This window comes from Lachnoanaerobaculum gingivalis (assembly GCF_003862475.1).
Taxonomy (GTDB): Bacteria; Bacillota; Clostridia; order Lachnospirales; family Lachnospiraceae; genus Lachnoanaerobaculum; species Lachnoanaerobaculum gingivalis.
Genome location: NZ_RRCO01000001.1, coordinates 637,841 through 663,384, shown reverse-complemented (window position 1 = coordinate 663,384; position 25,544 = coordinate 637,841). Strand labels below are relative to the sequence as shown.

Annotated in this window: 26 protein-coding genes and 1 pseudogene; 26 read left to right on the top strand and 1 reads right to left on the bottom strand. The window is 34.8% G+C overall.

The window, feature by feature from the left end:
• The first annotated feature begins 7 nt into the window (after window positions 1-7).
• The 21 genes and pseudogenes from EHV10_RS03045 to glpK all read left to right on the top strand — a co-directional run bounded on the left by EHV10_RS03045 (window position 8) and on the right by glpK (window position 20,864).
• Entirely contained in the window at window positions 8-781 is a 774-nt protein-coding gene (locus tag EHV10_RS03045; protein ID WP_128673356.1) for a threonine/serine exporter family protein, read from the top strand.
• Window positions 782-788: 7 nt separating this feature from the next.
• Window positions 789-1,229, top strand: a complete 441-nt coding sequence (locus EHV10_RS03040; RefSeq protein WP_128673355.1) for a threonine/serine exporter family protein — start codon at window positions 789-791, stop codon at window positions 1,227-1,229.
• A gap of 110 nt (window positions 1,230-1,339) precedes the next feature.
• Window positions 1,340-2,806 (top strand): xylulokinase, encoded by a 1,467-nt coding sequence (xylB, locus tag EHV10_RS03035; RefSeq protein WP_128673354.1) that lies wholly within the window; start codon window positions 1,340-1,342, stop codon window positions 2,804-2,806.
• A gap of 12 nt (window positions 2,807-2,818) precedes the next feature.
• Entirely contained in the window at window positions 2,819-3,274 is a 456-nt protein-coding gene (bcp, locus tag EHV10_RS03030) for a thioredoxin-dependent thiol peroxidase (RefSeq protein ID WP_128673353.1), read from the top strand.
• Complete coding sequence (yaaA, locus tag EHV10_RS03025; protein ID WP_128673352.1) at window positions 3,271-4,014, top strand: peroxide stress protein YaaA; 744 nt, start codon at window positions 3,271-3,273, stop codon at window positions 4,012-4,014. Before bcp ends, yaaA begins: the two co-directional genes overlap by 4 nt.
• 15 nt (window positions 4,015-4,029) lie before the next feature.
• Complete coding sequence (locus tag EHV10_RS03020; protein ID WP_128673351.1) at window positions 4,030-4,572, top strand: prolyl-tRNA synthetase associated domain-containing protein; 543 nt, start codon at window positions 4,030-4,032, stop codon at window positions 4,570-4,572.
• 2 nt (window positions 4,573-4,574) lie between these two features.
• Window positions 4,575-6,044, top strand: a complete 1,470-nt coding sequence (locus tag EHV10_RS03015) for a Y-family DNA polymerase (protein ID WP_128673350.1) — start codon at window positions 4,575-4,577, stop codon at window positions 6,042-6,044.
• Between the two features lie 93 nt (window positions 6,045-6,137).
• Window positions 6,138-6,662 (top strand): putative periplasmic lipoprotein, encoded by a 525-nt coding sequence (locus tag EHV10_RS03010; RefSeq protein WP_128673349.1) that lies wholly within the window; start codon window positions 6,138-6,140, stop codon window positions 6,660-6,662.
• Between the two features lie 95 nt (window positions 6,663-6,757).
• Window positions 6,758-7,504, top strand: a complete 747-nt coding sequence (locus tag EHV10_RS03005; protein WP_128673348.1) for a hypothetical protein — start codon at window positions 6,758-6,760, stop codon at window positions 7,502-7,504.
• 54 nt (window positions 7,505-7,558) lie between these two features.
• A pseudogene (locus tag EHV10_RS03000) lies at window positions 7,559-10,996 on the top strand (RHS repeat-associated core domain-containing protein); the annotation flags it as partial.
• Window positions 10,996-11,574: a DUF5104 domain-containing protein gene (locus EHV10_RS02995; RefSeq protein ID WP_128673347.1), complete on the top strand. Its 579-nt coding sequence runs from the start codon at window positions 10,996-10,998 to the stop codon at window positions 11,572-11,574. The pseudogene EHV10_RS03000 and the gene EHV10_RS02995, both read left to right, overlap by 1 nt.
• Window positions 11,575-11,591: 17 nt before the next feature.
• Window positions 11,592-11,897 carry a hypothetical protein gene (locus tag EHV10_RS02990; protein WP_128673346.1) on the top strand — a complete coding sequence of 102 codons (306 nt, stop codon included), beginning with the start codon at window positions 11,592-11,594 and terminating at the stop codon, window positions 11,895-11,897.
• Window positions 11,894-12,475 carry a DUF5104 domain-containing protein gene (locus EHV10_RS02985; protein WP_128673345.1) on the top strand — a complete coding sequence of 194 codons (582 nt, stop codon included), beginning with the start codon at window positions 11,894-11,896 and terminating at the stop codon, window positions 12,473-12,475. Before EHV10_RS02990 ends, EHV10_RS02985 begins: the two co-directional genes overlap by 4 nt.
• A 292-nt stretch (window positions 12,476-12,767) precedes the next feature.
• Window positions 12,768-13,343 carry a DUF5104 domain-containing protein gene (locus EHV10_RS02980; protein ID WP_128673344.1) on the top strand — a complete coding sequence of 192 codons (576 nt, stop codon included), beginning with the start codon at window positions 12,768-12,770 and terminating at the stop codon, window positions 13,341-13,343.
• A 23-nt stretch (window positions 13,344-13,366) separates the two neighbouring features.
• Window positions 13,367-13,957, top strand: a complete 591-nt coding sequence (locus EHV10_RS02975) for a DUF5104 domain-containing protein (RefSeq protein WP_128673343.1) — start codon at window positions 13,367-13,369, stop codon at window positions 13,955-13,957.
• 67 nt (window positions 13,958-14,024) lie between these two features.
• Window positions 14,025-14,483 carry a hypothetical protein gene (locus EHV10_RS02970; RefSeq protein ID WP_009220109.1) on the top strand — a complete coding sequence of 153 codons (459 nt, stop codon included), beginning with the start codon at window positions 14,025-14,027 and terminating at the stop codon, window positions 14,481-14,483.
• A gap of 24 nt (window positions 14,484-14,507) precedes the next feature.
• Window positions 14,508-15,905, top strand: a complete 1,398-nt coding sequence (locus EHV10_RS02965; RefSeq protein ID WP_128673342.1) for a hypothetical protein — start codon at window positions 14,508-14,510, stop codon at window positions 15,903-15,905.
• Between the two features lie 60 nt (window positions 15,906-15,965).
• A complete protein-coding gene (locus tag EHV10_RS02960) occupies window positions 15,966-17,336 on the top strand; it encodes a hypothetical protein (protein ID WP_128673341.1) in 1,371 nt (456 codons plus the stop codon).
• A gap of 174 nt (window positions 17,337-17,510) precedes the next feature.
• Complete coding sequence (locus EHV10_RS02955) at window positions 17,511-17,969, top strand: hypothetical protein (protein ID WP_128673340.1); 459 nt, start codon at window positions 17,511-17,513, stop codon at window positions 17,967-17,969.
• Between the two features lie 24 nt (window positions 17,970-17,993).
• A complete protein-coding gene (locus tag EHV10_RS02950; RefSeq protein ID WP_128673339.1) occupies window positions 17,994-19,355 on the top strand; it encodes a hypothetical protein in 1,362 nt (453 codons plus the stop codon).
• Window positions 19,356-19,367: 12 nt separating this feature from the next.
• On the top strand, window positions 19,368-20,864 hold the full coding sequence (glpK, locus tag EHV10_RS02945; RefSeq protein WP_128673338.1) for a glycerol kinase GlpK: 1,497 nt from the start codon (window positions 19,368-19,370) through the stop codon (window positions 20,862-20,864).
• A 42-nt stretch (window positions 20,865-20,906) separates the two neighbouring features.
• Here the strand turns inward: glpK and EHV10_RS02940 are convergent, their stop codons facing one another.
• Complete coding sequence (locus tag EHV10_RS02940; protein ID WP_128673337.1) at window positions 20,907-21,185, bottom strand: chorismate mutase; 279 nt, start codon at window positions 21,183-21,185, stop codon at window positions 20,907-20,909.
• Between the two features lie 153 nt (window positions 21,186-21,338).
• Between EHV10_RS02940 and EHV10_RS02935 the strand changes: the two genes are divergently transcribed.
• From EHV10_RS02935 to EHV10_RS02915, 5 genes are all read left to right on the top strand, one after another.
• Window positions 21,339-22,274 carry a DUF2156 domain-containing protein gene (locus EHV10_RS02935; protein WP_128673336.1) on the top strand — a complete coding sequence of 312 codons (936 nt, stop codon included), beginning with the start codon at window positions 21,339-21,341 and terminating at the stop codon, window positions 22,272-22,274.
• Between the two features lie 4 nt (window positions 22,275-22,278).
• Window positions 22,279-23,319, top strand: coding sequence for a GNAT family N-acetyltransferase (locus tag EHV10_RS02930; RefSeq protein WP_128673335.1), 1,041 nt, complete (start codon window positions 22,279-22,281; stop codon window positions 23,317-23,319).
• Between the two features lie 98 nt (window positions 23,320-23,417).
• On the top strand, window positions 23,418-24,062 hold the full coding sequence (locus EHV10_RS02925) for a C39 family peptidase (RefSeq protein WP_128673334.1): 645 nt from the start codon (window positions 23,418-23,420) through the stop codon (window positions 24,060-24,062).
• Between the two features lie 115 nt (window positions 24,063-24,177).
• A complete protein-coding gene (locus EHV10_RS02920) occupies window positions 24,178-24,402 on the top strand; it encodes a DUF6718 family protein (RefSeq protein ID WP_128673333.1) in 225 nt (74 codons plus the stop codon).
• A 172-nt stretch (window positions 24,403-24,574) separates the two neighbouring features.
• A complete protein-coding gene (locus tag EHV10_RS02915) occupies window positions 24,575-25,423 on the top strand; it encodes a TIGR02452 family protein (RefSeq protein ID WP_128673332.1) in 849 nt (282 codons plus the stop codon).
• Window positions 25,424-25,544 lie beyond the last annotated feature (121 nt).

Genomic DNA, 25,544 nt, shown 5'->3' with positions numbered 1-25,544 from the left:
AGAGGAAGTGGCAGACAAAAAAAATGTGTCAAAAAGCCTCGAAAGAGTGGTTGCGGAGACAGCCATGCTTGCAGGTGAGACTATGCTCATAGCCGGAGCGGAGATCAGCAGAGTGGAAGATACTATGAACAGGATACTTGACTATTCAAAATGTGAATCACATACTGCATTTGTTCTGGCAACAGGTATTACCTTGACTTTGGACAGTGATGAAGGGCTTATTACTATGTCAAAAAGAGTACCTGAAAGAACTACAAATATCAACAGAATATATCTGATAAACAATGTATCAAGAGCCCTGAGTGCAGGAACTATAGATATATATACGGCATATGATGAGATAAAGAGGATAAAGGATGTAAGGCAGTTTAGAGGTGTGCTTTACGGACTTTCCTTTGTAGGAGTGGCACTTTTTTTCACCATGATGCTTGGAGGAGATTTTACCGACTGCATGGTGGCGGGAGTTGCGGGACTTGCGATGGCAATTACACAGTGGGCACTGGTTCCTTTCGGATTTAACTCATTTTTCCTGAATATGATCTCCACACTGTCAATGGCTTTGACAGCAGTGGGATTTCAAAGATTTGTATTTGCAAATATGAATATAGATTTGGTAATAATAGGCGGAATAATGCCGATAGTACCGGGAGTTATCTTTACCACAGCTATGAGAGATACATTAAACGGAGATTATACAGCAGGTGTCAGCAGAGGACTGGAGACAGGAGTTGTGGCCTTTGCGGTTGCCGTAGGCGTGGCACTGGCATATGTGATTTTGTGAGGCGAGTATGTTATTTAAGATAATTGGTGCATTTATTGCAGTGGTGGCTTTTTGTATCATGATAGAGCTGCCGAAAAAATACATGGTACAGGCCGGGATGACCGGAATGGTGGGCTGGGCTGTATATCTTTTGATGGAGATGGTAGCAAGTAGGGTGGAGATTGCCGCCCTTTTTTCAGCACTTTGTATTGCAACAATGTCACATATACTTGCCAGAGTTTTAAAAGCACCGGTAAGTAATTTCCTTATACCGGGAATATTGCCGATAGTACCCGGAGGTTCAATATACAGATGTGCTTACGCCTTTATAAGAGAGTCGTCATATCTGAGTACCTATATGAATGAAGCATTAAAAATTGCGGGATCCATAGCCCTTGCCATATTCTTTGTGGACTCGGTATTTAAGTTGCATTTACCGAAGAGATTTAAAAGATCAAAACAGACATAAAAATGATAGCAACTTTATCAGTAAAAAGAGCAAGAATACAATTGACAAGGTAAGAGTAGAATCTTAATGTAATAGATAATAGAATAAATTTTTAATTTATGGAGACGTGTATGTATTATATTGGTGTTGATTTGGGAACCTCAGCTCTGAAGCTTGTAATGATGAACAGTAAGGGTGAACTTGTAAAGTCTGTATCAAAGGAGTATCCTCTATACTTTCCGCATTCCGGATGGAGTGAGCAAAAGCCCGAAGACTGGTTTATAGCGGTAAAAGAAGGCTTAAAGGAGATAGCTGCAGGCTTAGACGATAAGATAGGCGGTATCAGTTTCGGAGGACAGATGCATGGACTTGTTATTCTTGATAAGGATGACAATGTGCTAAGGCCTGCAATACTCTGGAATGACGGCAGAAGTACTGAGGAAACAGACTATTTAAACAATGTTATCGGGAAGGAAAAACTTTCCAAGCTCACTGCAAATATCGCATTTGCAGGATTTACCGCACCTAAGATACTTTGGGTGAAGAATAATGAGCCTGAGATTTTTGAAAAAATTTCAAAAATAATGCTTCCAAAGGATTATATCAGCTATATGCTTAGCGGAAGCTTTGCTACAGACTATTCGGATGCTTCCGGTATGTTGCTTTTGGATGTGAAAAACAAAAAATGGTCATCCGAAATGATTGAAATATGCGGTATTTCAGAAAATATACTTCCAAAACTTTTCGAGAGCTTTGAGGTGGTAGGAAATATAAAACCTGAACTTGCAAAGGAACTTGGACTGAATGAAGATATAAAAATAATAGCCGGAGCCGGAGATAATGCGGCTGCGGCTATAGGAACAGGTACTGTGGGAGAAGGAGCCTGCAATATTTCTTTGGGAACTTCAGGAACCATATTTATATCCAGTCAAAACTTCGGAGTGGATAAGTATAATGCGCTTCATTCATTCGCTCATTCGGATGGAAAATACCACCTTATGGGATGTATGCTCAGTGCGGCTTCATGCAATAAATGGTGGATGGAAGATATACTAAAGACAAAGGATTTTTCAAAAGAACAGGAAAATATAGATAATCTTGGAGAAAATAAGGTGTTCTTTTTACCATATCTTATGGGAGAGCGCTCACCTCACAATGATCCGGCTGCAAGAGGTACATTTATAGGAATGAGCATGGACACAAGAAGAGAAGATATGACACTTGCAATACTGGAGGGTGTTACTTTCGGTCTCAGAGATTCTCTGGAAGTGGCAAGAAGCCTAGGCATAGAGATAAAGAAGACCATGATATGCGGCGGAGGCGCAAAGAGTGCACTTTGGAAAAAACTTGTGGCAAATATCATGAATGTAGAAGTGGAAGTACCTGTAAGTGAAGAAGGTCCGGGATTTGGAGCTGCCATACTTGCGGCAGTAGGCTGCAAAGAATACGAAAGTGTGGAAGCGGCTGCAAAGTCCATAATAAAAATAAAAGAAAGAATACAACCGGATCCTGAACTCGTGGCAAAATACGAGGAAAGATATGAGAAGTTTAGAAAGATATATCCGGCACTAAAGGGTATATTTAAAGAGATTTTATAAGGAAGGAAATTTATGTTACAGATAGGAACAAAAGCACCGGAGTTTTCACTTCCGGATGAGAACGGAACAGTAAGAAATCTTTCAGATTATGAAGGTAAGAAACTTATATTGTACTTTTATCCAAAGGACAATACACCGGGATGCAGTGCGCAGGCTTGCGGCTTCGGAGAGTTGTATCCGCAGTTTACGGAAAAAGGAGTAGAGGTTGTAGGCATCAGTAAGGACAGTGTGGCATCACATAAGAAGTTTAAAGATAAATATTCACTGCCGTTTACATTGCTTTCAAATCCTGAGCTTGACGTGATACAGGCTTATGATGTATGGCATGAGAAAAAACTCTATGGAAAAGTATCTATGGGAGTGGTAAGAACCACATATCTTATAGATGAAAAGGGTATTATCATAGAGGCTATGGATAAGGTAAAAGCCGCCAAGAATCCCGCTGAGATGTTGGAGATTTTGGAATGAAAATAGTAGTATCACCTGCCAAGACAATGATAGAAAATACGGACTGTTATATCGGAAGCAGTGTACCTACATATATTGATAAGAGTAAGATCCTTTTAGAAGAGATAAGACAAAAATCTTATGAAGAGCTGAAAGAGATCTGGAAATGCAATGAAAAAATTGCAAATGAAAATTTTGACAGATTTAAAAACATGAATTTGCAGGGGAGTCTTACCCCTGCAATATTTTCTTATCAAGGTATACAGTATCAGTATATGGCGGTAAATGTAATGGAAGCTTCCGCAATAGAGTATATAAAAGAGAATTTATATATACTTTCGGGATTTTTCGGAATACTTAGAGCATTTGACGGCGTAAGTCCATACAGACTTGAGATGCAGGCAAAGATGGAGATAGGAGAGCACAAAAATCTGTATGAGTTTTGGGGCGATAAAATATATAGAAAACTCTTTGAAACCGGAGAAGTAGTAATAAATCTTGCCTCAAAAGAATATTCAAAAACTATAGAAAGCTATCTTTCAAAAGAAAATAAATTCATCACCTGTGTGTTTGCCGAGAAAAAAGACGGCAAGGTAGTACAAAAAGCCACAATGGCAAAGATGGCAAGAGGTGAGATGGTAAACTTCATTGCATCCGGAAATATCCAAAATGAAGAGAAAATCAAAAAGTTTGACAGACTCGGATTCAACTTTGATAAAGAGCTTTCAAATGAGAAAAAATATGTATTTATATTGGAGTAATTTCGGAAGGTTATTATGTATATTTCAAAACCATATAAGGGAAGACCTGTTGATATAGAAAACAGACAGGATAAAGAGAAAAGATGTTATGATTTTTTGGACAGTCTGGGAGTGGAATACGAAGTTGTAGACCATGACGAGGCTTCAGATATGGAAAAATGCAAGGAGATAGAGGGTGCGCTTGGAGTTAAGATATGCAAAAATATAGTCCTTTGCAACAGGCAGGAAACAAAGTTTTTCCTCTTTATGATGCCGGGAGATAAGAAGTATGTTACAAAAGATATCTCAAAGAAGCTAAATATGTCCAGACTCTCCTTTGCAAAAGAGAACTATTTGAAGGAATTTTTGGATGTAACACCGGGATCTGTAAGTGTACTGGGACTTTTAAATGACAAAGACAACAGAGTTGAACTTGTAATAGACAAAGATGTAATACAGGCTGATTTTATCAGATGCCATCCCTGTGAGAATACCTCAACCTTAAAAATAAGCACTGAAGATTTTTTAAACAAAATAATACCTGCATTGGGAAAAGAAGCTAAAATAATAGATAATTGAAAATGAATAATAAAAAAAGGATATTTGCGGCAATAGACTTAAAATCCTTCTATGCCTCGGTAGAGTGCAGAGAAAGAAATCTGGATCCCATGGATATAAATCTGGTGGTGGCGGATGAGAGCAGAACCTCAAAGACTATCTGTCTGGCGGTAAGTCCCGCACTTAAGACTTTCGGAATACCTGGAAGACCGAGACTTTTTGAAGTAATAAAAAGACTGCAGGAAATAAACTACAGAAGAGAAAAGCTTGTAGGCAAGCCTGAAGGAAAATCATATTCTCTTGAAGAACTCAAGAAAAATGTAAAACTTGAAGTTGATATGGTGGTGGCTGTACCGAGAATGAAAAAATATATGGAGTACAGTGCAAGGATAATCAGCGTATATCTAAAGTATGTATCACCTGAGGATATATATGTATATTCGGTGGATGAAGTCTTTATAGATATTACGGGATATGCAGGTGATGATGCAACAGGATTTGTGGAAAAAATGGTAAAAGATGTCCTTGATACCACAGGAATAACGGCAAGTGCAGGTATAGGTGAAAACATGTACCTTGCAAAAGTGGCTATGGACATCATGGCAAAAAGAGCAAAACCTAATGAACACGGGGCAAGAATAGGAGAACTGAGTGTCAAATCCTACAGAGAAAAGCTTTGGAGCCATACACCTATTACAGATTTTTGGAGAATAGGAAGAGGCTACAGTAAAAATCTTGCAAAATACGGAATATATACAATGGGAGATATAGCAAGGGAGAGCTTAAAAAAGAATCGTGCCAATGAGGGAATGAATCTTTTATATAAGCTGTTCGGAAAAAATGCAAGTTTCTTAATAGAACATGCATGGGGAATCGACAATACGGAAATCAAAGATATAAAAGCATATACACCGGAGAAGAAAAGTATAAGCGAAGGTCAGGTATTGCTTAGAGCATACAGCTATGAAGAGGTAAGAACGATTGTTATAGAGATGGCTGAAAGACTCTCATTTTCATTGCTTGAAAAAGATACAGCCACAAGGCAGATAACTTTAAGTATAGGATATGATATAGACAGCTTGGCAGATCCTGAGACAGCTAAAAAATATACAGGAAATATTATAAAAGATTTTTACGGAAGGAGCGTACCTGAGGGAGCGCATGGCTCGATAAATCTTTTATCATATACCAATTCCACAAAAGAGATCTGCAAGAAAAGTGAGGAGCTATTTGAGAAACTTGCAAATCCCATATTGCTGTTTAGAAGGATAACAATAGTTGCGAGTGAGATAAGCCATAAAAACAGCGCAGGCTGTACGGGAAATCTCTTGGAAGCAAACAGCATTTCGGAAGAAAAAGAAAGCAGCAGAATGAAAGCCGTACTTAAAGTAAAAAGAAAATTTGGAAACAATGCCATATTTAAAGGGCTTAATCTCAAAGAAGAGGGAACTGCACTTGACAGAAACAGGCAAATAGGCGGACATAGGGAATAAAGTGGAAATACATTGAAAAATATCGAAAATGATATATACTGTAGATAACAGTTTATTACTTCAGTTCGTAAAAATCAAATAAGGAGACATCTTATGAGAAAATTTAAGACGATTTTTGTGACAATGCTACTTGCGGTATTTCTGCTTAGCGGATGTTTTAGTTCAGACAAAGCCGAAAATATCGAGCCAAATATCGAGCCGGATGCTCTGACAAAAACATCATGGATTTCATATGATGACGGATCATATTGGGTGTTCAATGAGTACCACAGCTTTTTCTGGTATCAGGAGAAGGGGATTACCGATGACAATTATTATGGCGGAACATATAAATTGTACAGAGGTGAGAAGGCAATGGATTTTATAGAAACGAAGCTTTCCTCCTATGGTGTGACCAAGGCCGAGCTGATGGAAGTTATAAACAGATCGGACGAATATACAGTAGAAGATTTTATATGTATTTATACAAAGAATACGACATTTATGTTAGAGGGTAAGGAGCAGATATCTAAGCCGAATATGATACCCTACATGGGATTTCTTTTGGAAGATGAAACGATACTGGATATTGCAAATATGAAGACCGGATCTTACTACGGATTTATTAAAGAAGAATAGAAAATTTATACAGCCCACGCATTTATGTTACTGATAAGTTAAAGTATTACTTTGTCAGGATATAAATGCGCGGGCTTTTTGATTGGAGAGATAGAATGGAAAAGAGAAAAATAAGCCAAAATGAAGAAGCAATAAGAGGTATTCTGATAATAATAGCATTTATAGTGGGACTGGTATTCCTTAGAGATATACTGGTAAAAAGGGGAGTGAGTATTACTATGTTAACAGAGTTAGATTATATAAATGCAGCAGAATATTATATGCAGAAAAAATATGGAGAGAAATTTGAAGGAGAATATGTATATGAAGATAGCGTTTATGTACACCCAAAGTCAAAACCGGAGTGGCATGTGGTAGTGGACTTTTATAGTGAAAATGGGTTGACTTACTTTGGTGACAATTATGTAGGATACCTAAAGAAAGCTGAACTTGAGAAGTATATATATGAGCTGGTAAAACCTATATATGGAGAGTGTAAGGTGTACACACAACCATGGGGTTTTTCACTGGATGACAGCTTTAATAAAGATACAGATATAATTACATATGTAAGTAATAGTGACTATACTACATGTATATTCACAGATAAAGATGCTGGCAATATAGAAAAGGATTTTAAAGAAACATGTGATATATTTGTTGAAAAGGATTTGCAGACAAATAGTCTGCTGGTAACATATATCACAAAAGAAGACTTGGATGGCTTTGAAGAAAAATTGATAGATTATACATTTAATAGGCTTAGGCTTTACTATAGAATTTCAGGTATTTATGATAAAGTGGATAAAACATGGTTAGATAATATGGACATATTGGAAGGGGATAAGGATTATGGCAAGTGATAGACCTACAGATAAAGACTTACAGGAAAAGGCATTATATGACATTGTGCAGTATTGGTCGGATATAAATATGATGAGTTGAATCGAGTTGTAAGTATTGAAGACAATAATGGAGGGAAAAGACTTTATAAGTATAATGAGCTTGGAGATATCACAGAGGTAACAAATTCTTTTGGGGAGAAGAGAACATATAAGTATACAGCAAACAGGCAGGTGTCAAAATTAAAGGATTTTGACGGGAAAACCTATGAAGTAGAGTACAATAATATAAATTTACCAGTAAGGCTAAAAGATAAAAACGGAAATACTACAGAGTATGTATATGATAATATTAGAAGAATATCTCAGATAAAGCGAGCCGGTGGAGTGGAAAAATTTGAATATGACAAGAGGGGCAATATGACTAAAATGATTGCTCCTGACGGAAGTATGAAGAGATTTTCCTATGATGACAATAGAAATATTGTCAGTGTTACTTACCCAACAGGTCTAAGTGAGAATTATAAATATGATAAGTTAAACAGGTGCATCAGTAAGGAATTTTCTGACGGAGTGAAGTCTGATTTTGTTTATGATGGAGACAGACTTGTTGAGATAGCACTGCCAAGCGGAAGTATCAGATATGAATATGATGAATATGGAAGAGTGCTAAAGCAAACCTTGGATGATAATATCAGCGAAAGCTTTGTATATGATTCTATGAACAGGGTATTGGAGTATACCGATATATTTGGCAATGTATCAGGCTATGAATATAATCAGAACGGCAGAGTAAAAGCGGTTAATTTAGGTGATGATGTAAAATACATATATAATTATGATAAGCTTGGAAGACCTACAGAAGAAAGCCGACTGGCGGGCAATACGGAAAATAAGATTTATTATGCTTATGACGACTTGGGAAGAGTATCCGGAATAAGGACTGATACCGGTAGAGAAAATACTTATAGCTATGATAATGAAGGAAATATAACATCTATTAAAGACAGCATCGGAAATACAAACTATTTTAAATATGGTGTAGGAAATACACTTGAAAAAGTGGTTGACAGTGACGGTCTGGTAAGTGAGTACAGTTATGATAAAATGTACAATCTTGTAGGAATAAGACAGTACAAAAAAGATAATGAAAATGACTGTATGACAAGATGCTATCATAGAAACAATATGGGCAGAATATTTAAAATAGAAAATGCCGACAGTACTTATAAAACTATGGATTACAACAGTCTTGGACAAGTGGTGAAAAATATTGATGAAGACAGTTTTAAAACAGAGTTAAAGTACAATGAAGCAGGCCTTTTAACTTCGATGAAATGTTCTGACGGAAATTATGTAAACTATGAGTATGACGGCAACAGATTTTTGAAAGCCGTATCAGGAAGCTTCGGAACTATGAGCTTTGAAAGAGATAAGAAAGGCTTGGTGAAAAAGGCTTTAACTACAGACGGACACAGTATTACTTACGAATATGATAAGTTTGGAAGAACTGTGGCTATAGTATATCCTGACGGCAAAAAGGTAGGCTATTACTATGATAATAAAGGTAGACTTATAGAAACTGTTTCAGGAAATGAACATATCAGGTTGACCTATGACTGTTTGGGCAGACTTGAATCAAGAGAGTATAGTGATGGAAGCAAAACATGCTATGAATACAATGATATCGGAAGTCCGACAAAAATAACTCATATCAGTGATGAAAAAATCAATATGGAATATACTTATGCATATGATTTGGTAGGAAATAAGACAGGTATAAGTATCAATAGGAATGGCAGTGTAAAGGATTACAGTTATTCTTATGATGAGGTGGGAAGAATCACAAAAGTTGTATTGGACGGTAAAGTGCTAAGAGAATATAGCTATGATATCTTTGGAAACAGAACCGATAAAGTAGAATATTTCAAAGATGAAGTGATTACCACAAAATACATCTATAAGGGTGGAAAACTCGCAGAAGAGCGTATAGCTAAGAATAACAGTTTGATTCAAAAAAGGTATGAGTATGATAAGAGAGGAAATCTTATCAAGAAGTTTTCCGATGGTGAGCTTGAAACAGAGTACAAATACAACGGATTGGGACAACTTATAAGTGTCATATCCGGTAAAAATATTGTTACTTATGAATATGACGGACTTGGTCACAGAATCGGTAAGACAGAGAGCAATGGGAACGAGTCACACACTACAAGCTATGTAATTGATATCAGAAAAAAGATTGATAATATACTATGGCAAAACAGTGATGGAAATGAGAGAAGTTTTGTATGGGATATTCAACTGATATCAGAGGTGGAGGATGATAACAGCACCAATATCATATGTGATGAACTTGGAAGTGTAATACTTGAAGGGGATGAGCTTTTTGAGTACTCAGAGTTTGGAGAAGTGTTTGGAAGCAAACCAAAGAACTTCGGATTTGCCGGTCTCATGGTAGATGATATAAGTGGAAACTATCTTTCAGCTACAAGAATGTACGATGAAAATATGGGAAGATTTCTTGGAAAGGATAAAATCAAGGGAGATATAAGATATGGATTTACCCAAAACGAGTATACTTACTGCTATAATTCACCACTGCTATTTGTTGACAGTACTGGAGAATCACCAATTGTTAATACATTGGAATCCATACAGGTTTATGATGGTATTGATTTGTTTGAAGGGATAGATCTATTTTTAGATAAGTTGTTTAATAGTTCTTATAAACTATGGGTAGAAGTTTTACCAAGTGAAGTTCAGGATGTTACTACCAAGGTTACACGGAGTTTAATTAGAGCATCAAGAAATGCAATGGAGGTTGATCTTGTTATTAATTCATATGTCGATTGTTCCGGAAATGTTAGACAGGTGAAGATTGGAAGTATTTCAGATATATCTAATATGTTTGCAAGAAGTCCGATAAGTACACCAGTGTTCGACTTAGTAGATTTCCATAAGGATAATAATGGTGTATTTCATGTTACAAGAAGATGCTGGCAGGCCGGTGGAGGTTATAATAATTTTTATGATTTTGCATTTGATTCTTTTACATCTATGAATAGGGGTAAATTTAAATTTGGAAGAGGAGATGATAAATTTACACTTTGGATGTGGAAGGGGGATTATTTTAATCTTGGTGCAGGCGGAGAGATAGGTATATATAAAGGTAAAGACTGGCATGTAGATTGCTATACTCAGAGTAAACTTAAAATGAATTTGGATATAAGGTTAAAAGATGGTACTCAAGTAATAGATTGGGATGCTAATGACTTACATCAGTGGTGGATAACAGGGTTTAATCCGGATAAAAGATTTCAAGATGTAAAAGCTGAAGATTTAGTAATGACAGGGATGGTTGACTTTGATGAGGAAAGGGCTATGTGGAAGGAATTCGTACATACAGCAGAATTTGATGATCAAAACGAAGATAAAATAAATGATAACTGGTGTTTAGACTTAGTTCATAGAAATGCAGTTATAAAATGGGAAAGGGGTAATATAAATTAATGAAAATTAAATTCATTATATGTTTTTTAATAGCATGCATGCTCATAGGGTGTACCTCGGTAGTTAAGGTTGCGAGATATGTACATGACTCTGATAAATTAGATAACTACATATATGGCGAGGCTGTAGTAGTAAACGAGTATATAGAAAAGATAATAAGAGCATTGAACACTAATGATAGAGAACTATTAGCGAGTTTATTTCCCGAGCATGCAAGGAGTAAGATAGACAATTTTGATGAAAAGATAGACAGAATTATCAGAGAAAATGAGTCATGGCCATGGCCGTCTTCCATAATAAGGTATAAGCTTAATGAAGATAATAATTATCAATCAAGAGCAGATAGAGGTAAAATCTATAAAGAGGTATATGCTAATACCACTATAGAGTTCGCAGACCCTAAGGAGGGAGAAGTACATAGACCGAGTTTAAAGATTGCTATGGTAATAGTACCTGTAGATGATTTTCATGAAAATAATGTTGGAATTTCTATATTTGCAATTGGAGAAGGGGAGTTTATTAAAGATGATGTGGATAAAGAAAAGGACGGATATGATATCTATGCGTTTGGACACTAATAATGGGAGATAAGAATATGGAAATTAAATCAAATATTGCCGGCATGGTAAATGCAGAGAATAATTATGATCTATTTAAGTATAGATTAAATAAAAGTAGGGAGGATTTAGTAAATATTATAACAGATATCGACGATTACTGGAGTGGAAGAAGTGGAGATAGTTTTAAATACATTTGTTGGTATTTAAATATTTTGATGAATACAGGATATGAAGAATTGGTTAGATTACGAATGGAAATTGTTGAATCAAAGAAATATATACATGATAACGACTATAATCTTTCAAATCAGATACAAAGTAAGGAGCATGTAAAAGTATGAAAAAAATAATATTCCTTATTATTGCATCAGTCTTTTTAATATCAGCCTGCTCAAGTGTTAAAAATACAGTTGACGGTGCAAAGAGTGAAGTTACCAAAAATGATAATCAACCACCCGAGGAAAAAGAATATAAAGACAAAGTGATTGCTGCGTTGGATAATCAAAATGCTGATGAACTGAAAGCACTGTTTTCAAAGAATGCGAGAGAGAGTATAGAGGATATGGACTTTAAAATTGCATTAATGCTTAAGAGGTATAAGGGAAAGTCAAAGAGTGTAAAGTATGACAGAAATTTTCCGGTAGTTACAGAAGACAAAGAAAAGGGAATAAAAAGGATTGAGACTTATTATGTTGTAAAGACAGATGGTGGTAATATAGATTTTATGTACCTTCAGGTTGTTGCCAAGGATGATGAGGATCCTGATGAGATAGGTATCAGCTCTATGATGTATTCGCCTGAGATTTGGCAGATTACTATGGATGACAGCAATAGGGGATACTATCTTTGGGTAGATAATCCTTTTTGGGCTGATTATGTAGATCCTGATGAGCTTATGACCACAGAAAGTGAAAAGTAATACTATTGTTTAGAGCCCCTATGTGAAAAGGCATGGGGGTTCTTTTAATATAAAAAATAATATAACAAGTAATATTCGATACCTGATTTTAATAAAAATATTGAAATATGGCAAAAATATTTATAGAATAAACATATAATAACAACTGAAATGTACGTGATTTTAAACAGGAGAATTAAATGTGAACTTGAGAAGAGTACAGTTATATCATCTAAAGATAAATAGTGATGTAAAAGTGACATGCAAGAGTTTTTATATACGGGTTTTAGTATTGAGGAGGTAATAGGAATTAATGAGAATTAAAATTATTATATTTTGTTTAATAGTATGTTTGCTTACAGGATGTACCTCAGTAGTTGAGATTGCAAGGTATATACACGATTCTGATAAAATAGATGATTATATATATAGTGAAGCTGTAGTTGTAAATAAGTATATAGAAAAAATAGTAGAAGCATTGAATACTAATGATAGAGAACTTTTAGCGAGTTTATTTCCTGAGCATGCAAGGAGTAAGATAGATAATTTTGATGAAAAGATAGATGAAATTATTAGTGAAAATGAGACATGGCCATGGCCTTCTATAATAAGGTATAAGCTTAATGAAGATAACAATTATCAATCAAGATCTGATAGGGGTAAAATCTATAAAGAGGTATATGCTAATACTACTATAGAGTTTGCAGATCCTAAGGAGGGAGAATTATATAGATCAAGCTTAAAGATTGCCATGGTAATAGTACCTGTAGATGATTTTCACGAGAATAATGTTGGAATATCTATATTTGCTATAGATTATGGGGATTTCAGTACAGATGGTGTAGATAAAGAGAAAGATGGGTATGATATATATGCGTTTGGACACTAAGAATAGGAAGGAAATAAAAACTGGTGAAAATTAAAGTTTTAATGGGAATTTTAATATTAAGTTTGCTTACAGGATGTACATCGGTAGTTGAAACTGTAAAATATATACATGACTCCGGTAAAATAGATAATTATATATATGGTGATGCAAAAGTGGCGAATGAATATATCGAAAAGATAGTACAGGCTTTAAATACTAATGATAGGGAGCTTTTAGTAAGCTTGTTTCCGGAGTATGCAAGGAGTAAAATAGATAATTTTGATGAAAAGATAGATAATATATTTAGGGGTTACAATAATAATAAGTTTTCAGGTAAAATTATACGATATAAACTTGATGAAGATAATGACTATGAATCAAGCTCAGATAAAGGAAAACTTCAAAAGAAGGTGTATGCGTCAACAACTATAGAATTTGCAGATGATGGTGGAGAGTACAATTTTCCAATACAAATCTATTTCTTGATTAGACCGGTCGATGATTTTCATGAGAATAATGTAGGAATATCAAAATTTGCCATAGATAGTTTAAATTTACATTTTTTAGGTGATAAATTAGATTTAGAAAAAGATGGATATGATATTTATGCATTTGGATACAATAGTGGGAGGTAGATATATGGAAATCAAATCAAACGCAGATATGATGGAATCTTCAGTTTAACGGAAAGGAAATATGGAAATGAATTATACATTATCATTTTACTTGGGAATATTTACAATAATATGTATGATTGTGGTGAGCAGAATAGCTTTTTTTAAGGATGCGGAGTTTCTTAGAGCGGTAAGAGATACTATGGGGAAAAACCGCATGTCTTTGGCACATAAAAGAGAGAAGCCTATCAAGGGTATCATTTGGAAAAAGGATTTAAAGAAGATGAACTTCTTATCAATCAATTTTAAGGACTACCATGTTAAGGATGTGAGTGACCTTGAATATTTCAAGAATGTTGAGACAATTATCTTGACATATATGGGCGATAATGAGGAAGATATCGGTATGTATAATGAGGAACATGTCCTGGATAATCTAAATAAAGTAAGGGATTTTAATAAGCTTAGAAGGGTACAGTTATATCATCTTAACGCAGATAAGAGCGTGAAGAACGAATGTCCGAGGGCAATAGTGTTTATAGACTAGTTTTTACGGTTAGGAGAGACATGGATGAAATTAGAGTATAAAAAGCGGATATATTGGTTGCTAAGATTTATACTGATTGTATGCGTAGTCAATGTGCTGACAGGATTCTATGAGATGTGTAGTACAATCAAAAACGCAAATGCAAACCAAATCATATGGAAAGGCAAGAGATATAATAAGGACGAGACCGGATATCACAGTATAGATGAGATTAAATATTTGGTGGATATACCGACAGATTGTGATATAAAAGATATTTGGGCGGTGGCAAGTTATTATGCAAAGGATGACAGTGAGTGTGATACAAGACTGAAGGAACTTAAGAATATATATGATGAAGGGGGAGAAAAGGCTGTCGTAGATGATATCATGTCTAAAGATGTAGGAGATGATAAAAAGACTATGATGGAGTACCTGATAGTTGACGGTTGCCTAATAAGAAGTCTTGGTAACGATACGGAACTGCTTAATAATGTCCTTGAATATTGCTATGACAGAGACTATGGATTACTTGGATACAAAAGATATATTGATATCGGAAATAAGCTCTATAAAAAGAACGGTAAGCTTGAAAGAATTATTGAAGCTTTTGAAACTTTAAGCAAGTATACAATTGATCGTGCAATTGTGATGCCCAAATCAGAAGATGGGGATGAAAGTGCAACTGAAACGGTATACTATCATCGTATGATACAACTATTCCAGACATTCTCAAGTTTATTATATTTTGACGATAATCTTTTAGCGGCAAAATCATATCCCGGGATGGATAATAAGAAATATATTGTTAGGGCATCTATAAAAGAAAATTATGATATTGTATTATCCTACAAAAAATACAGATCATTTATAGATCTTGGACATATCAGTATATACGGAAGATATAAGAATCTGAATATGATAATAAAGCGTGTATCAATTAGAGATTTGGATGATTTTGATATTACAAATTATATATCATTAAAAAGTCCTGCAACTTATATGGTGGAGGATAAATTAATTGATTTAAAAATTATATCTAAAATTTTTAGACTTTGTGGTACCTATGTAATTGTATATGATTCGGATATACATACACTTGAGGGGTTAAGCTACGGATTTTATCCGGTACTTCCGGTGTATAGTTACTTTGATGTATACAATTTAGTTGAATCTCCTGACAGTCACTATATAGATACAATAGAAGCCATAAATAATTTTAATACAAATTTTTCAAAAGGTGGTTATTTGGAAGAGTTTGCAAATGATGTCGGCTATGATGGAAATAATCAACTGACATTGGGAAATTTCGGTGAGAAGATAGACGAACTTTGCAATATGGAAGAGAAAATTTATAGATTTTTGTATGTAGGATATAATATTGATATAAGTAGTATTGTAAATGATTTTACCGGAAGAGAACCGTTGCATAAGAAAGATTAAAAGGGAATTTCCGAGAGCAATGGTGTTTACAAACCGGTTTTACGGTTAGGAGAGACATAGATGAAATTAGAGTATAAAAAGCGGATATATTGGTTGCTTAGGTTTATACTGATTGTATGTGTAGTCAATGTGCTGACCGGTATGTATGAAGTATTTACTTCCAACTATAATGTGACAGCAAACCAAATAATATGGAGAGGTGCAAGATACAATTGGGATGAAAACAGATACCGCAAGATAGATGAGCTTGAAAACTTATCCGAACTTCCAAAAGATTGTGATATAAGGGATATTTGGGAGGTAGCAAGTTGTTATGCAAAGGATGATGCCGAGTGTGAGTCAAGGCTTAGAGAGCTTGAAAAGATGTATAATGACCAAGGTGAAAAGAAAGTCATAGAAAATATTCTTGAGCATGATTTAGGCGATGATAAGAAAACAAGAATGGAATATCTTATAGTAGCAGGAATCCTGACAAAAGATTTAGATAAAGGCACAGAATTATTGAATACTGCATTAGACTATTGTTTTGATAGGGACTTTGGAGTGCTTGGTTATAAAAGATACATTGATATTGGAGACAAGCTGTACAGAAAAAATGAAAAAGTAGAAGAGATAATTAAAGCGTTTGAAATTTTAAGTAAATATACGGTTGATTATATGTCAAGTGCTGAAAAGATATTGGATAAAGACCGTAGAGATACATATATAAGGCACTATTTCAGCATGATACAGCTGTTTCAAATATTTTCAGGTATAGAATACTTTGATAATAATCTTATATCGGAAAAATCATATATCGGATCTAATAAGAGATATATTATACGAGCGGTTAGAGGAGATGGTAAAGATATTTCATTGTACTATACAATGTATAAACCATTTATAAAGTTAGGGAATGTGAATATATACGGCAGATATAAGAATTTAAATATGCGGGTATATGGGTTAATGATTGGAAGCCTGGATGATCGTGATGTAACAGATTATATTTCTCTGAAATATTTGTCAACGCTGACATTCATTAGAAGACTTAATCATTTAGAAGCTACTTCTGATATTTTTGAACTTTGTGCCGCATATACACTTGTATATGATACAGATATACATTTGATAGAAGGAACAGCTTATGCTATTTACCCGACATATAAAATATTTGATTACATTGGTTATAAAGATATGGTTGATACAAAAGACGCTATAAGAAATTTCAACGCAAATTTTTCAAAAGGCGGATATTTTGGTGAGTTTGCAAATGAAGTGGGATATGATGAAAACAATCCTATTACTGAAGAAAATTTTGGTGAAAGATTAGTTGAAATATTTGATATGCGATACAGATGTTATGAAGTTTTAGGTGAAGAATATGGTTATGATATTGACTGTATTACATTAGACTTGAGTGGGAAAGAACCGTTAAAAAGAGAAGATTAATGTAGAGACAGATGGTGGAGGCATGGATTTTATGTACCTTCAAGTTGTTGCCGAGGATGATGGAGATCCTGATGATGTTATGACCACAGAAAGTGAAAAGTAATACTATTTATAGAATAAACATATAATAACAAGTGAAATGTACGTGATTTTAAACAGGAGGAAGAATTAAATATGAACTACACAATAACATTTTATTTAGGCATATTTATAATTATTCTAATATTTTTAATGGAGAGAATAGCATTTTTTAAGGACGAAGAATTTTTGAGGGCTGTGAGAGATACTATGGGTAAAGATCGTATGTCTTTGGCAAAAAGACGAGAAAAGCCAATAAAGGGTATTATCCGGAAGAGTTCTTTGAGGAAAATAAAATTTCTGTCTATAAATTTTAAAGACTATCATGTGAAAGATATTACTGATTTGGGATATTTTAAGAATGTTGAAACTATAATACTGACATATATGGGTGATAATGAGGAGGATATAGGCACATATGAAGAAGAGAATGTACTTGATAATTTGCATTTTGTAAAAAATTTTAAGAACTTGAGAAGAGTACAGTTATACCATCTAAAGATAAATTGTGATGTAAAATCTGTATGCCCAAATGCAAAAGTATTTATAGACTAGTTTTAGCATTAAGGAGGGATTTGCGTGAAGTTAAAGTACAGAAACAGAATATATATTGCCTTAATATTGATACTTGTTGTATGTATAATTAATGTATTGACAGGCATGTACGAACTAATGTCTTCAGACTATAATGTGACAGCGAATCAAATAATATGGAACGGAGCAAGATATAACAGGGATGAAAACGGATATAAAAGAATAGATAATCTTGAAAATATAGTAGAAATTCCAAAAGATTGCGATGTAAAAGATATATGGGCAGTGGCAAGTTATTATGCAAAGGATGATGTCGAGTGTGATGCGAGATTAAAAGAACTTGAAAAAATATATGATACCGAGGGGAAGACGGCTACTGTAGAAAATATTTTATCCCAAGAATTAGGCAACAATAAAAAGACTGTTATGGAGTATCTGATAGTAGACGGTATTTTGATATCAAGCTTAAGAGAGGATGAGAAACTGCTGAATACTGTGCTTGAATACTGCTTTGACCGTGACTATGGATTTTTGGGGTATAAGAGATATATCGATATCGGAAATAAGCTGTACAGAAAAAATGAAAAGTTGGAAGAGATTATTAAGGCGTTTGAAATTTTAAGTAAATATACGATAGACCGTGCAATTGCGATTCCTGAAGCAAAAGATGAGGATGAAGGTGCGGTAGAAACGGGATATTATCATGGTATGATACAACTGTTTCAGACATTTTCGAGTATGTCATATTTTGGTGATGATCTTTTATTGGAAAGGTCGTATCCGCATAGTGATAATCGGAAATATATTGTCAGGGCAACTATAAAAGAAAATTATGATATTGTCTTATCATACAAGAAGTATAAATCATTCATAAATCTTGGAAATATCAGTATATATGGTAAATATAAAAATTTGAATATGATTGTGCAATATACAAGTTTCGGTTATTTGGATTATCGAGATATTGAAGAGAATATAGCGTTTAGAAGTATTGCAATTAGAAAAGTATATGATAAGTTATTCGAATTAGATATTATGTCAGATCATTTTAGATTACGCAGCACATATGTGCTTATATATGATACGGATATGAATACAATAGAGGGGTTCAGCTATGGTATTTATCCGGGATTTGCTCTTTTTAATGAAACCAATACAGACACTCCTGAGGCTATAAAAAATTTCAACTCAAATTTTTCAAAAGGCGGTTATTTTGGTGAGTTTGCAAATGAAGTGGGATATGATGAGAATGATCCGCTTACTTTAGAAAACTTTGGTGATAGAATGGATGAAATATGGGATATGAATAAGAAAACTTTAAAAGTATTGGGAAAAGACTACAATATCAGTATGGAAATGATTGTAAAAGACTTGAGTGATAAAGAACCGTTAAAAAGAAAAGAGTAAAGGAAGAAGAATATGGCAGAGTATATTATGGCCTTTGATGCAGGCACTACAAGCAGCAGATGTATCATATTCAATCGAAAAGGTGAGATATGTGAGGTGGCACAAAAGGAGCTGACACAGCATTATCCAAAGGCCGGTTGGGTAGAGCACAATGCTGATGCTATATGGTCTACACAGCTTAGTGTAGCTGTGGAAGCTATGGCAAAGCTTGGAATAAGTGCCTCGGATATTGCAGGTATCGGTATCACAAATCAAAGAGAAACTACAATAGTATGGGATAAGGAAACGGGTATTCCTGTGTATAGGGCAATAGTCTGGCAATGCAGAAGGACTGCGGATTATTGTAATGAGTTAAAGAATAGCGGATATTCAGATATGATTCGTGAAAAAACCGGTTTGATGCTTGATGCATACTTTTCGGGAACAAAGATAAAGTGGATACTTGACAATGTGGAAGGTGCAAGACAAAAGGCAAAAGAAGGCAAATTGTTGTTCGGTACGGTAGATACTTGGCTTATCTGGAAGCTTACAAACGGAAAAGTACATGTTACAGATTACTCAAATGCCTCAAGAACCATGCTTTTTAATATACATACCTTGGAATGGGATGAGGAGATACTTGATTTACTTGATATTCCAAAGTCAATGCTGCCACAGGTAAAGGAATCTTCATGTATTTACGGTGAGGCGGATTCATCATTTTTTGGACATAGCATTCATATTGCAGGTGTGGCAGGTGACCAGCAGGCGGCGCTCTTCGGACAGACTTGTTTTGAGATGGGAGAGGCAAAGAGTACTTATGGCACAGGTTGTTTTCTGCTTATGAACACAGGTGAAAAGCCTGTTAAATCCGATAACGGGCTGGTGACGACTATTGCATGGGGACTTGGCGGAAAGGTGAACTACGCCCTTGAGGGTTCTGTATTTGTAGCAGGTGCTTCTATACAGTGGCTTAGGGATGAGATGCGTCTGATAGATTCATCCGAAGATTCAGAATATATGGCAATGAAGGTTGAGGATACAAACGGTTGCTATGTTGTGCCGGCTTTTACAGGACTTGGTGCACCCTATTGGGATCAATATGCCAGAGGTACTATTGTCGGTATTACCAGAGGCGTTAATAAATATCATATAATCAGGGCTACATTGGAGTCTATGGCTTATCAGGTGAGAGATGTACTTGATGTGATGGAGAAGGATTCGGGTATAGTTTTAAGTTTATTGAATGTGGACGGTGGTGCAAGTACCAATGACTTTTTGATGCAGACTCAAGCGGATTTTTGTAATGTACGTGTGGAGCGTCCAAAATGTGTGGAGACTACAGCGCTTGGTGTTGCATATCTGGCAGGACTTGCTGTCGGATTTTGGAACAGTATAGAGGATATAAAGGGTAGCAGAAGTATTGACAGAGTATTTACACCAAATCTTTGTGAAGAAGTCAGAAAAGAAAAGATAAGAATGTGGAAAAAGGCTGTGAAGTATGCCTTCGGATGGGCAAAGGAAGATTAGAAAAAAGGCATTGATTTTAAAACAGGTCAATGCCTTTAAATTTTATTGTTGTTTTGAGATAAGCTTTTGCTGGAATTTTTTGCTGATTTCCATGATATCTTTGATGAGATCGGCAGCACTGTCTGCGTAGTCCTTATTTTTTACGGTAGATTTTACTTTTGATACAACGATATCCTCTCTGTTTTGATTTAGAACAGGGAGATTATTTTTTATTTTGTAGGCTGCAATATCGGCTACTATATCCATTCTTTTTTCAAAGAGGGCTATCATTTCCTTGTCTATAGTATCAATTTTTTCACGCAGATTTTCTAATTCGTTCATAAGTACTCCTTATAATGACTTGTAACCTTGTAACTACTTTATCATAATATTATATTATGGCAAAAGTAAAGACTATATTTGATTTTACAGATAAAATAATTGATGTATGTATTTTTAATTTGACAAAAGGGGAAAAATAAATATAATTAAAATATGGACTATAAAAAATTAAATTTTAAACAATTAGAAGCGAATGATATACCAAAGTATGCTAAGTTTTACGGACTTAGGCATAACAGAACTTGTGACAGTGTAGAGCTTGAGAGCTTTATATGGAAAGAATATTATAATGTAAGAGCGGCCATTGCAGTGAGAGATGATGAGGAGGTTGGACTTCTTTGGCTTATGGGGGATGAGGACAGACCTTTCTCCGCTATGCCACTCTGTAAGAAAGAGGACCTTGAATATTGCTTCGGCTTAATGGTGGAGTATTTTAATGAAGTATTGAACTTACCTTTAAAGATTCATCTGGCAGATGAGGAAGGAATAAAAGTATTGAATTTGCCGGAGGATAAGTTTATCGTAAGGCTTGAGGAGGATGCTAAGGACTATCTCTATGAAGGTGAGAAGCTTAGAACTCTTTCAGGAAAGAAGCTTCACAAAAAGAAAAACCACTACAATAATTTTATAAAAAATTATGGCGACAGATATGAATACAGAGCCCTTGGTTGCAATCCTACAGATAGAGATGATGTGTTCAAGTTTTTGGATAAATGGAGAGAGCAGAAGGGAGAAGAGGTTGAAAAGCACCTGGATCCTGAGGTAGAGGGAATACATGATATTTTGCTTAATTGTACCAGACTGAATATAAGAATGGGTGCGATATATATTGACGGCAAAATGGAGGCTTTTTCCATAGGCAGCTACAATCCACTTGAGGACATGGCTGTAATACATATTGAAAAGGCAAATCCTGAGATAACAGGTCTTTATCAGGCAATCAATAAGGAGTTTTTGGTACATGAATTTCCGAATGTAAGTCTTGTCAATCGTGAAGACGATCTTGGGCTTGAGGGACTCAGACATGCAAAGCAAAGTTATTATCCGGTGGATTATGCTTTGAAATACTATGTTGAGCAAAAAAGGTAATACTATGATAAAATATTTGAATCAAAAAGAAAAAGCACTTACAAAGCCTCTGTATCAGGAGGCTTTTTTTGAAGATTCCGACAGCTTTGTAAATTATTATTATGAGGAAAAGCTTAAAGATAACAGGATTTTGGCTGATATAGAGGGTGAGAGTATAAGGTCTATGATGATGCTGAATCCTTATAAAATATCAGTCTTTAATAAAGTTTATAATCTGGATTATATAGTTGCTGTAGCTACCGGAAAGGAATTTAAGCGACAGGGCTATATGAGAAGGCTCTTAAATAAGGCACTTTGCGATATGAATGCAGAACATGTTCCGTTTACATATCTGATTCCTGCGAATAAGGATTATTATCTGCCTTTTGATTTTGCCTTTGTGGCGGATAAGAATGAGTATAATGCAAATCTTTCAGGGCTAAAAAAGCAGGTGATTAAAGAAGAGCCTGATAAGGAGCTTATTTGTAGGATTTTGGATTTTATAAATAATGAAGTTTCAAAGGATAATGATGTATATACTTATAGAGATGAAAACTATTTTATAAGGGATTTAAAGGAGATCGCATCTGAGGACGGATTTATAAATGTATACAGTGATGAGAATGATATAGTGGCGTATGAATCTTTTTGGGGCAGGGAAAATCTTGAGCTAAAGGAGAGAATAGTATCAGGAGAACTTTCCAAAAGGGAATTCGGCAAGGAAAATATCATGGTCAGGATCACCGATATAGCAGAGCTTTTGTCAAATTTCAGAGCAAAGGAGCCTGTAGATATCATTGTTAAAATAAATGATAATATAATAAAAACTCAAAACGGATACTTTAAAGTGGAGATGGATAGCAGTCATTCAAGTATTTGTAAACTTGCCGATATAGGTGATAGAGGCTTTATAGAGTTTGATATAGCGGACTTTACATCTTGGATATTTGGGTATGTAAGTGATGTGAAATGTGATTTTGTGAATTTTTCTGATAAAAGTATTGCAAAAAAAACATTGAATTATATAAATAAAATCAGTGGAATATTTATAAATGAACTTGTATAATAAGCGTTGATGCATAAAAGCTTGTAAGAGGAAATTATAATTTTACTTGTAATATATTGGAGCTTTATACTATATGCAGATAGAAAGAAGGGTGTAAAATGAAAAATCCATTACATTATCAATTATCTGAATATGATTGCGGGCCTACTTCAATGCTTAATGCACTGAGCTTTCTATTTGAAAGAGAAGACATTCCGCCTGAGGTTATCAGAAATATTATGCTGTATACGCTTGACTGTTACAGTAATGAGGGACATCCCGGTAAGAGCGGAACTTCTCATATGGCAATGATGTTTCTCAGTAATTGGCTGAACAGATTCAGGGAGATAAGACAGCTCAATGTCATATGTGAATATATTACAGGTGAACAGGTTTTTATAGGTGAAACAAGCCGTATAAATGATGCACTTAACAGAGGCGGTGCGGTGGTAGTAAGGCTTTTTTATGATGTACAGCATTATGCCCTTCTTACCGGTGCAGATGATAAGAATATTTACATGTTTGATCCTTATTATGAGGATGAGTTTACGGATGAGCACTGGTCACAGTTCATACCTGAGGGCGATGTGGAGCTGGTACTTGATCAGCCTCTGAAATATAATCGTATTGTGCCTTTCGGATATTTTAATAGGGAGGATGACGTACTCTATGCCCTTGGAAAGTTCGAAAACCGTGAGGCGGTAATACTTTATAACGAAAAGACCGAAAAGACCCCGGAGAAGACGATAGAGTACTTTATATAAAAGTCAACACAAATATTATAGTTTATTATAAGACACAATACAGGTTTTATATTGAGAAAAGAATATGAAAACGGTAAAATCAGAACAGAAAGTGAATTTAGTGAGGCTTTAGAATATGTGCTATCTTGTTGCAAAGAAGGCTGACGGTATAGGAAGTATAGCGCTACAGACTTCTCATGGACAACATTTGGTTGATTTCAAAAAAAAGATAATAAAAGAGATAGGTGTTGAGAATATACAACTGGTTACTATAAGCAGACCGTCAGCTTATGGAGAGTATGAACCATATAGATTTGTTAATACAGAGCAGGAATTTGAAGAGAATTTAAAATTACTTTAGCATATAAAATGTGTAGAATACTATTTTAATAGTATATATAATATAATTTAAAGGCAGCTGATCTAATGATTAGCTGTCTTTTTTAAATTCTTTAAAATCACCACCAAAGTCCGAAAAGATGTACAGCATGTCTGATATGATAATTACAGTAAATATATTAACGGAGGTAATTATGTCCAGATTAGCTAATATTGTGGTATATGAAGAGAATAAGGGGATTTTAAAGAACAACGGATTTTATAATGACGGTAAGTTTATAAAATTGCCGCATGATTTGGAAAAACATAGGAATGTAGTGGTACTCTCACCTAATGTTATTAAAGATATTGTGGAGGATAAGGACAAATTTTTTGCCGGGAAGTTTAAATACTCTTCAAAATGTGAAATCTCTGTTGTAAACGCAGACAGCTTTGAATATCTCTCAGATTTGGTAATGAATTTTGCCAATGCATATCATCCGGGAGGTGGATATAAAAGTGGAGCTTTAGCACAGGAAGAGTGTCTATGCAGGCAGAGTACTTTGTACGAATCTATAAGTTCACCCAAGGCTTCTAAGATGTATAAGTTTAATTTTAAATTTGGAACGGCATTTGATTCCGATTATATGCTTCTGTCACCTGTGGTAGATGTATTTAGAAATATAGATTTAGAATTTATTTCTAAACCTTATACCACAGCTGTTATGACTATTCCTGCACCGAATCTGTTTGACAGAGCATACGGACAGTCAAAAGATGCTCTTGATAAGGTGATGAAGAAAAGGCTTAGACAATATATGTACTGTGCGGCAAGATTTGGATATAGAACCATTACATTGGGAGCATGGGGATGCGGAGCATTCGGACATGATGCCAAAGATGTGGCGGGATACTTTAAAGATTTACTGATAGAAGAGAATATGTGGAAGCTTTTTGATAAAATTATATTTGCTGTTTATGGAAGAGGAAACAGCGAGTATAATTATAGAATGTTTAAAGAAATATTGGGAGAGTATGAGGGCGGTAAAGCTTATAATGAATAAAAATACCTGCAATTAGTATAACAAGGGCAAAGTCGAATCAATACCGGGTATGGTAGAGAGTATTCTAGTAAAAGTGGCACATATGTGGACACAATACTAAGTGATAAAATAATATTTGTAT

Coding starts and splice junctions, on each gene's coding strand:
- EHV10_RS03040 (WP_128673355.1), top strand. CDS start 789: ATGTTATTTAAGATAATTGGTGCATTTATTGCAGTGGTGGCTTTTTGT.
- xylB (WP_128673354.1), top strand. CDS start 1,340: ATGTATTATATTGGTGTTGATTTGGGAACCTCAGCTCTGAAGCTTGTA.
- bcp (WP_128673353.1), top strand. CDS start 2,819: ATGTTACAGATAGGAACAAAAGCACCGGAGTTTTCACTTCCGGATGAG.
- yaaA (WP_128673352.1), top strand. CDS start 3,271: ATGAAAATAGTAGTATCACCTGCCAAGACAATGATAGAAAATACGGAC.
- EHV10_RS03020 (WP_128673351.1), top strand. CDS start 4,030: ATGTATATTTCAAAACCATATAAGGGAAGACCTGTTGATATAGAAAAC.
- EHV10_RS03015 (WP_128673350.1), top strand. CDS start 4,575: ATGAATAATAAAAAAAGGATATTTGCGGCAATAGACTTAAAATCCTTC.
- EHV10_RS03010 (WP_128673349.1), top strand. CDS start 6,138: ATGAGAAAATTTAAGACGATTTTTGTGACAATGCTACTTGCGGTATTT.
- EHV10_RS03005 (WP_128673348.1), top strand. CDS start 6,758: ATGGAAAAGAGAAAAATAAGCCAAAATGAAGAAGCAATAAGAGGTATT.
- EHV10_RS02995 (WP_128673347.1), top strand. CDS start 10,996: ATGAAAATTAAATTCATTATATGTTTTTTAATAGCATGCATGCTCATA.
- EHV10_RS02990 (WP_128673346.1), top strand. CDS start 11,592: ATGGAAATTAAATCAAATATTGCCGGCATGGTAAATGCAGAGAATAAT.
- EHV10_RS02985 (WP_128673345.1), top strand. CDS start 11,894: ATGAAAAAAATAATATTCCTTATTATTGCATCAGTCTTTTTAATATCA.
- EHV10_RS02980 (WP_128673344.1), top strand. CDS start 12,768: ATGAGAATTAAAATTATTATATTTTGTTTAATAGTATGTTTGCTTACA.
- EHV10_RS02970 (WP_009220109.1), top strand. CDS start 14,025: ATGAATTATACATTATCATTTTACTTGGGAATATTTACAATAATATGT.
- EHV10_RS02965 (WP_128673342.1), top strand. CDS start 14,508: ATGAAATTAGAGTATAAAAAGCGGATATATTGGTTGCTAAGATTTATA.
- EHV10_RS02960 (WP_128673341.1), top strand. CDS start 15,966: ATGAAATTAGAGTATAAAAAGCGGATATATTGGTTGCTTAGGTTTATA.
- EHV10_RS02955 (WP_128673340.1), top strand. CDS start 17,511: ATGAACTACACAATAACATTTTATTTAGGCATATTTATAATTATTCTA.
- glpK (WP_128673338.1), top strand. CDS start 19,368: ATGGCAGAGTATATTATGGCCTTTGATGCAGGCACTACAAGCAGCAGA.
- EHV10_RS02940 (WP_128673337.1), bottom strand. CDS start 21,185: ATGAACGAATTAGAAAATCTGCGTGAAAAAATTGATACTATAGACAAG.
- EHV10_RS02935 (WP_128673336.1), top strand. CDS start 21,339: ATGGACTATAAAAAATTAAATTTTAAACAATTAGAAGCGAATGATATA.
- EHV10_RS02930 (WP_128673335.1), top strand. CDS start 22,279: ATGATAAAATATTTGAATCAAAAAGAAAAAGCACTTACAAAGCCTCTG.
- EHV10_RS02925 (WP_128673334.1), top strand. CDS start 23,418: ATGAAAAATCCATTACATTATCAATTATCTGAATATGATTGCGGGCCT.
- EHV10_RS02920 (WP_128673333.1), top strand. CDS start 24,178: ATGTGCTATCTTGTTGCAAAGAAGGCTGACGGTATAGGAAGTATAGCG.
- EHV10_RS02915 (WP_128673332.1), top strand. CDS start 24,575: ATGTCCAGATTAGCTAATATTGTGGTATATGAAGAGAATAAGGGGATT.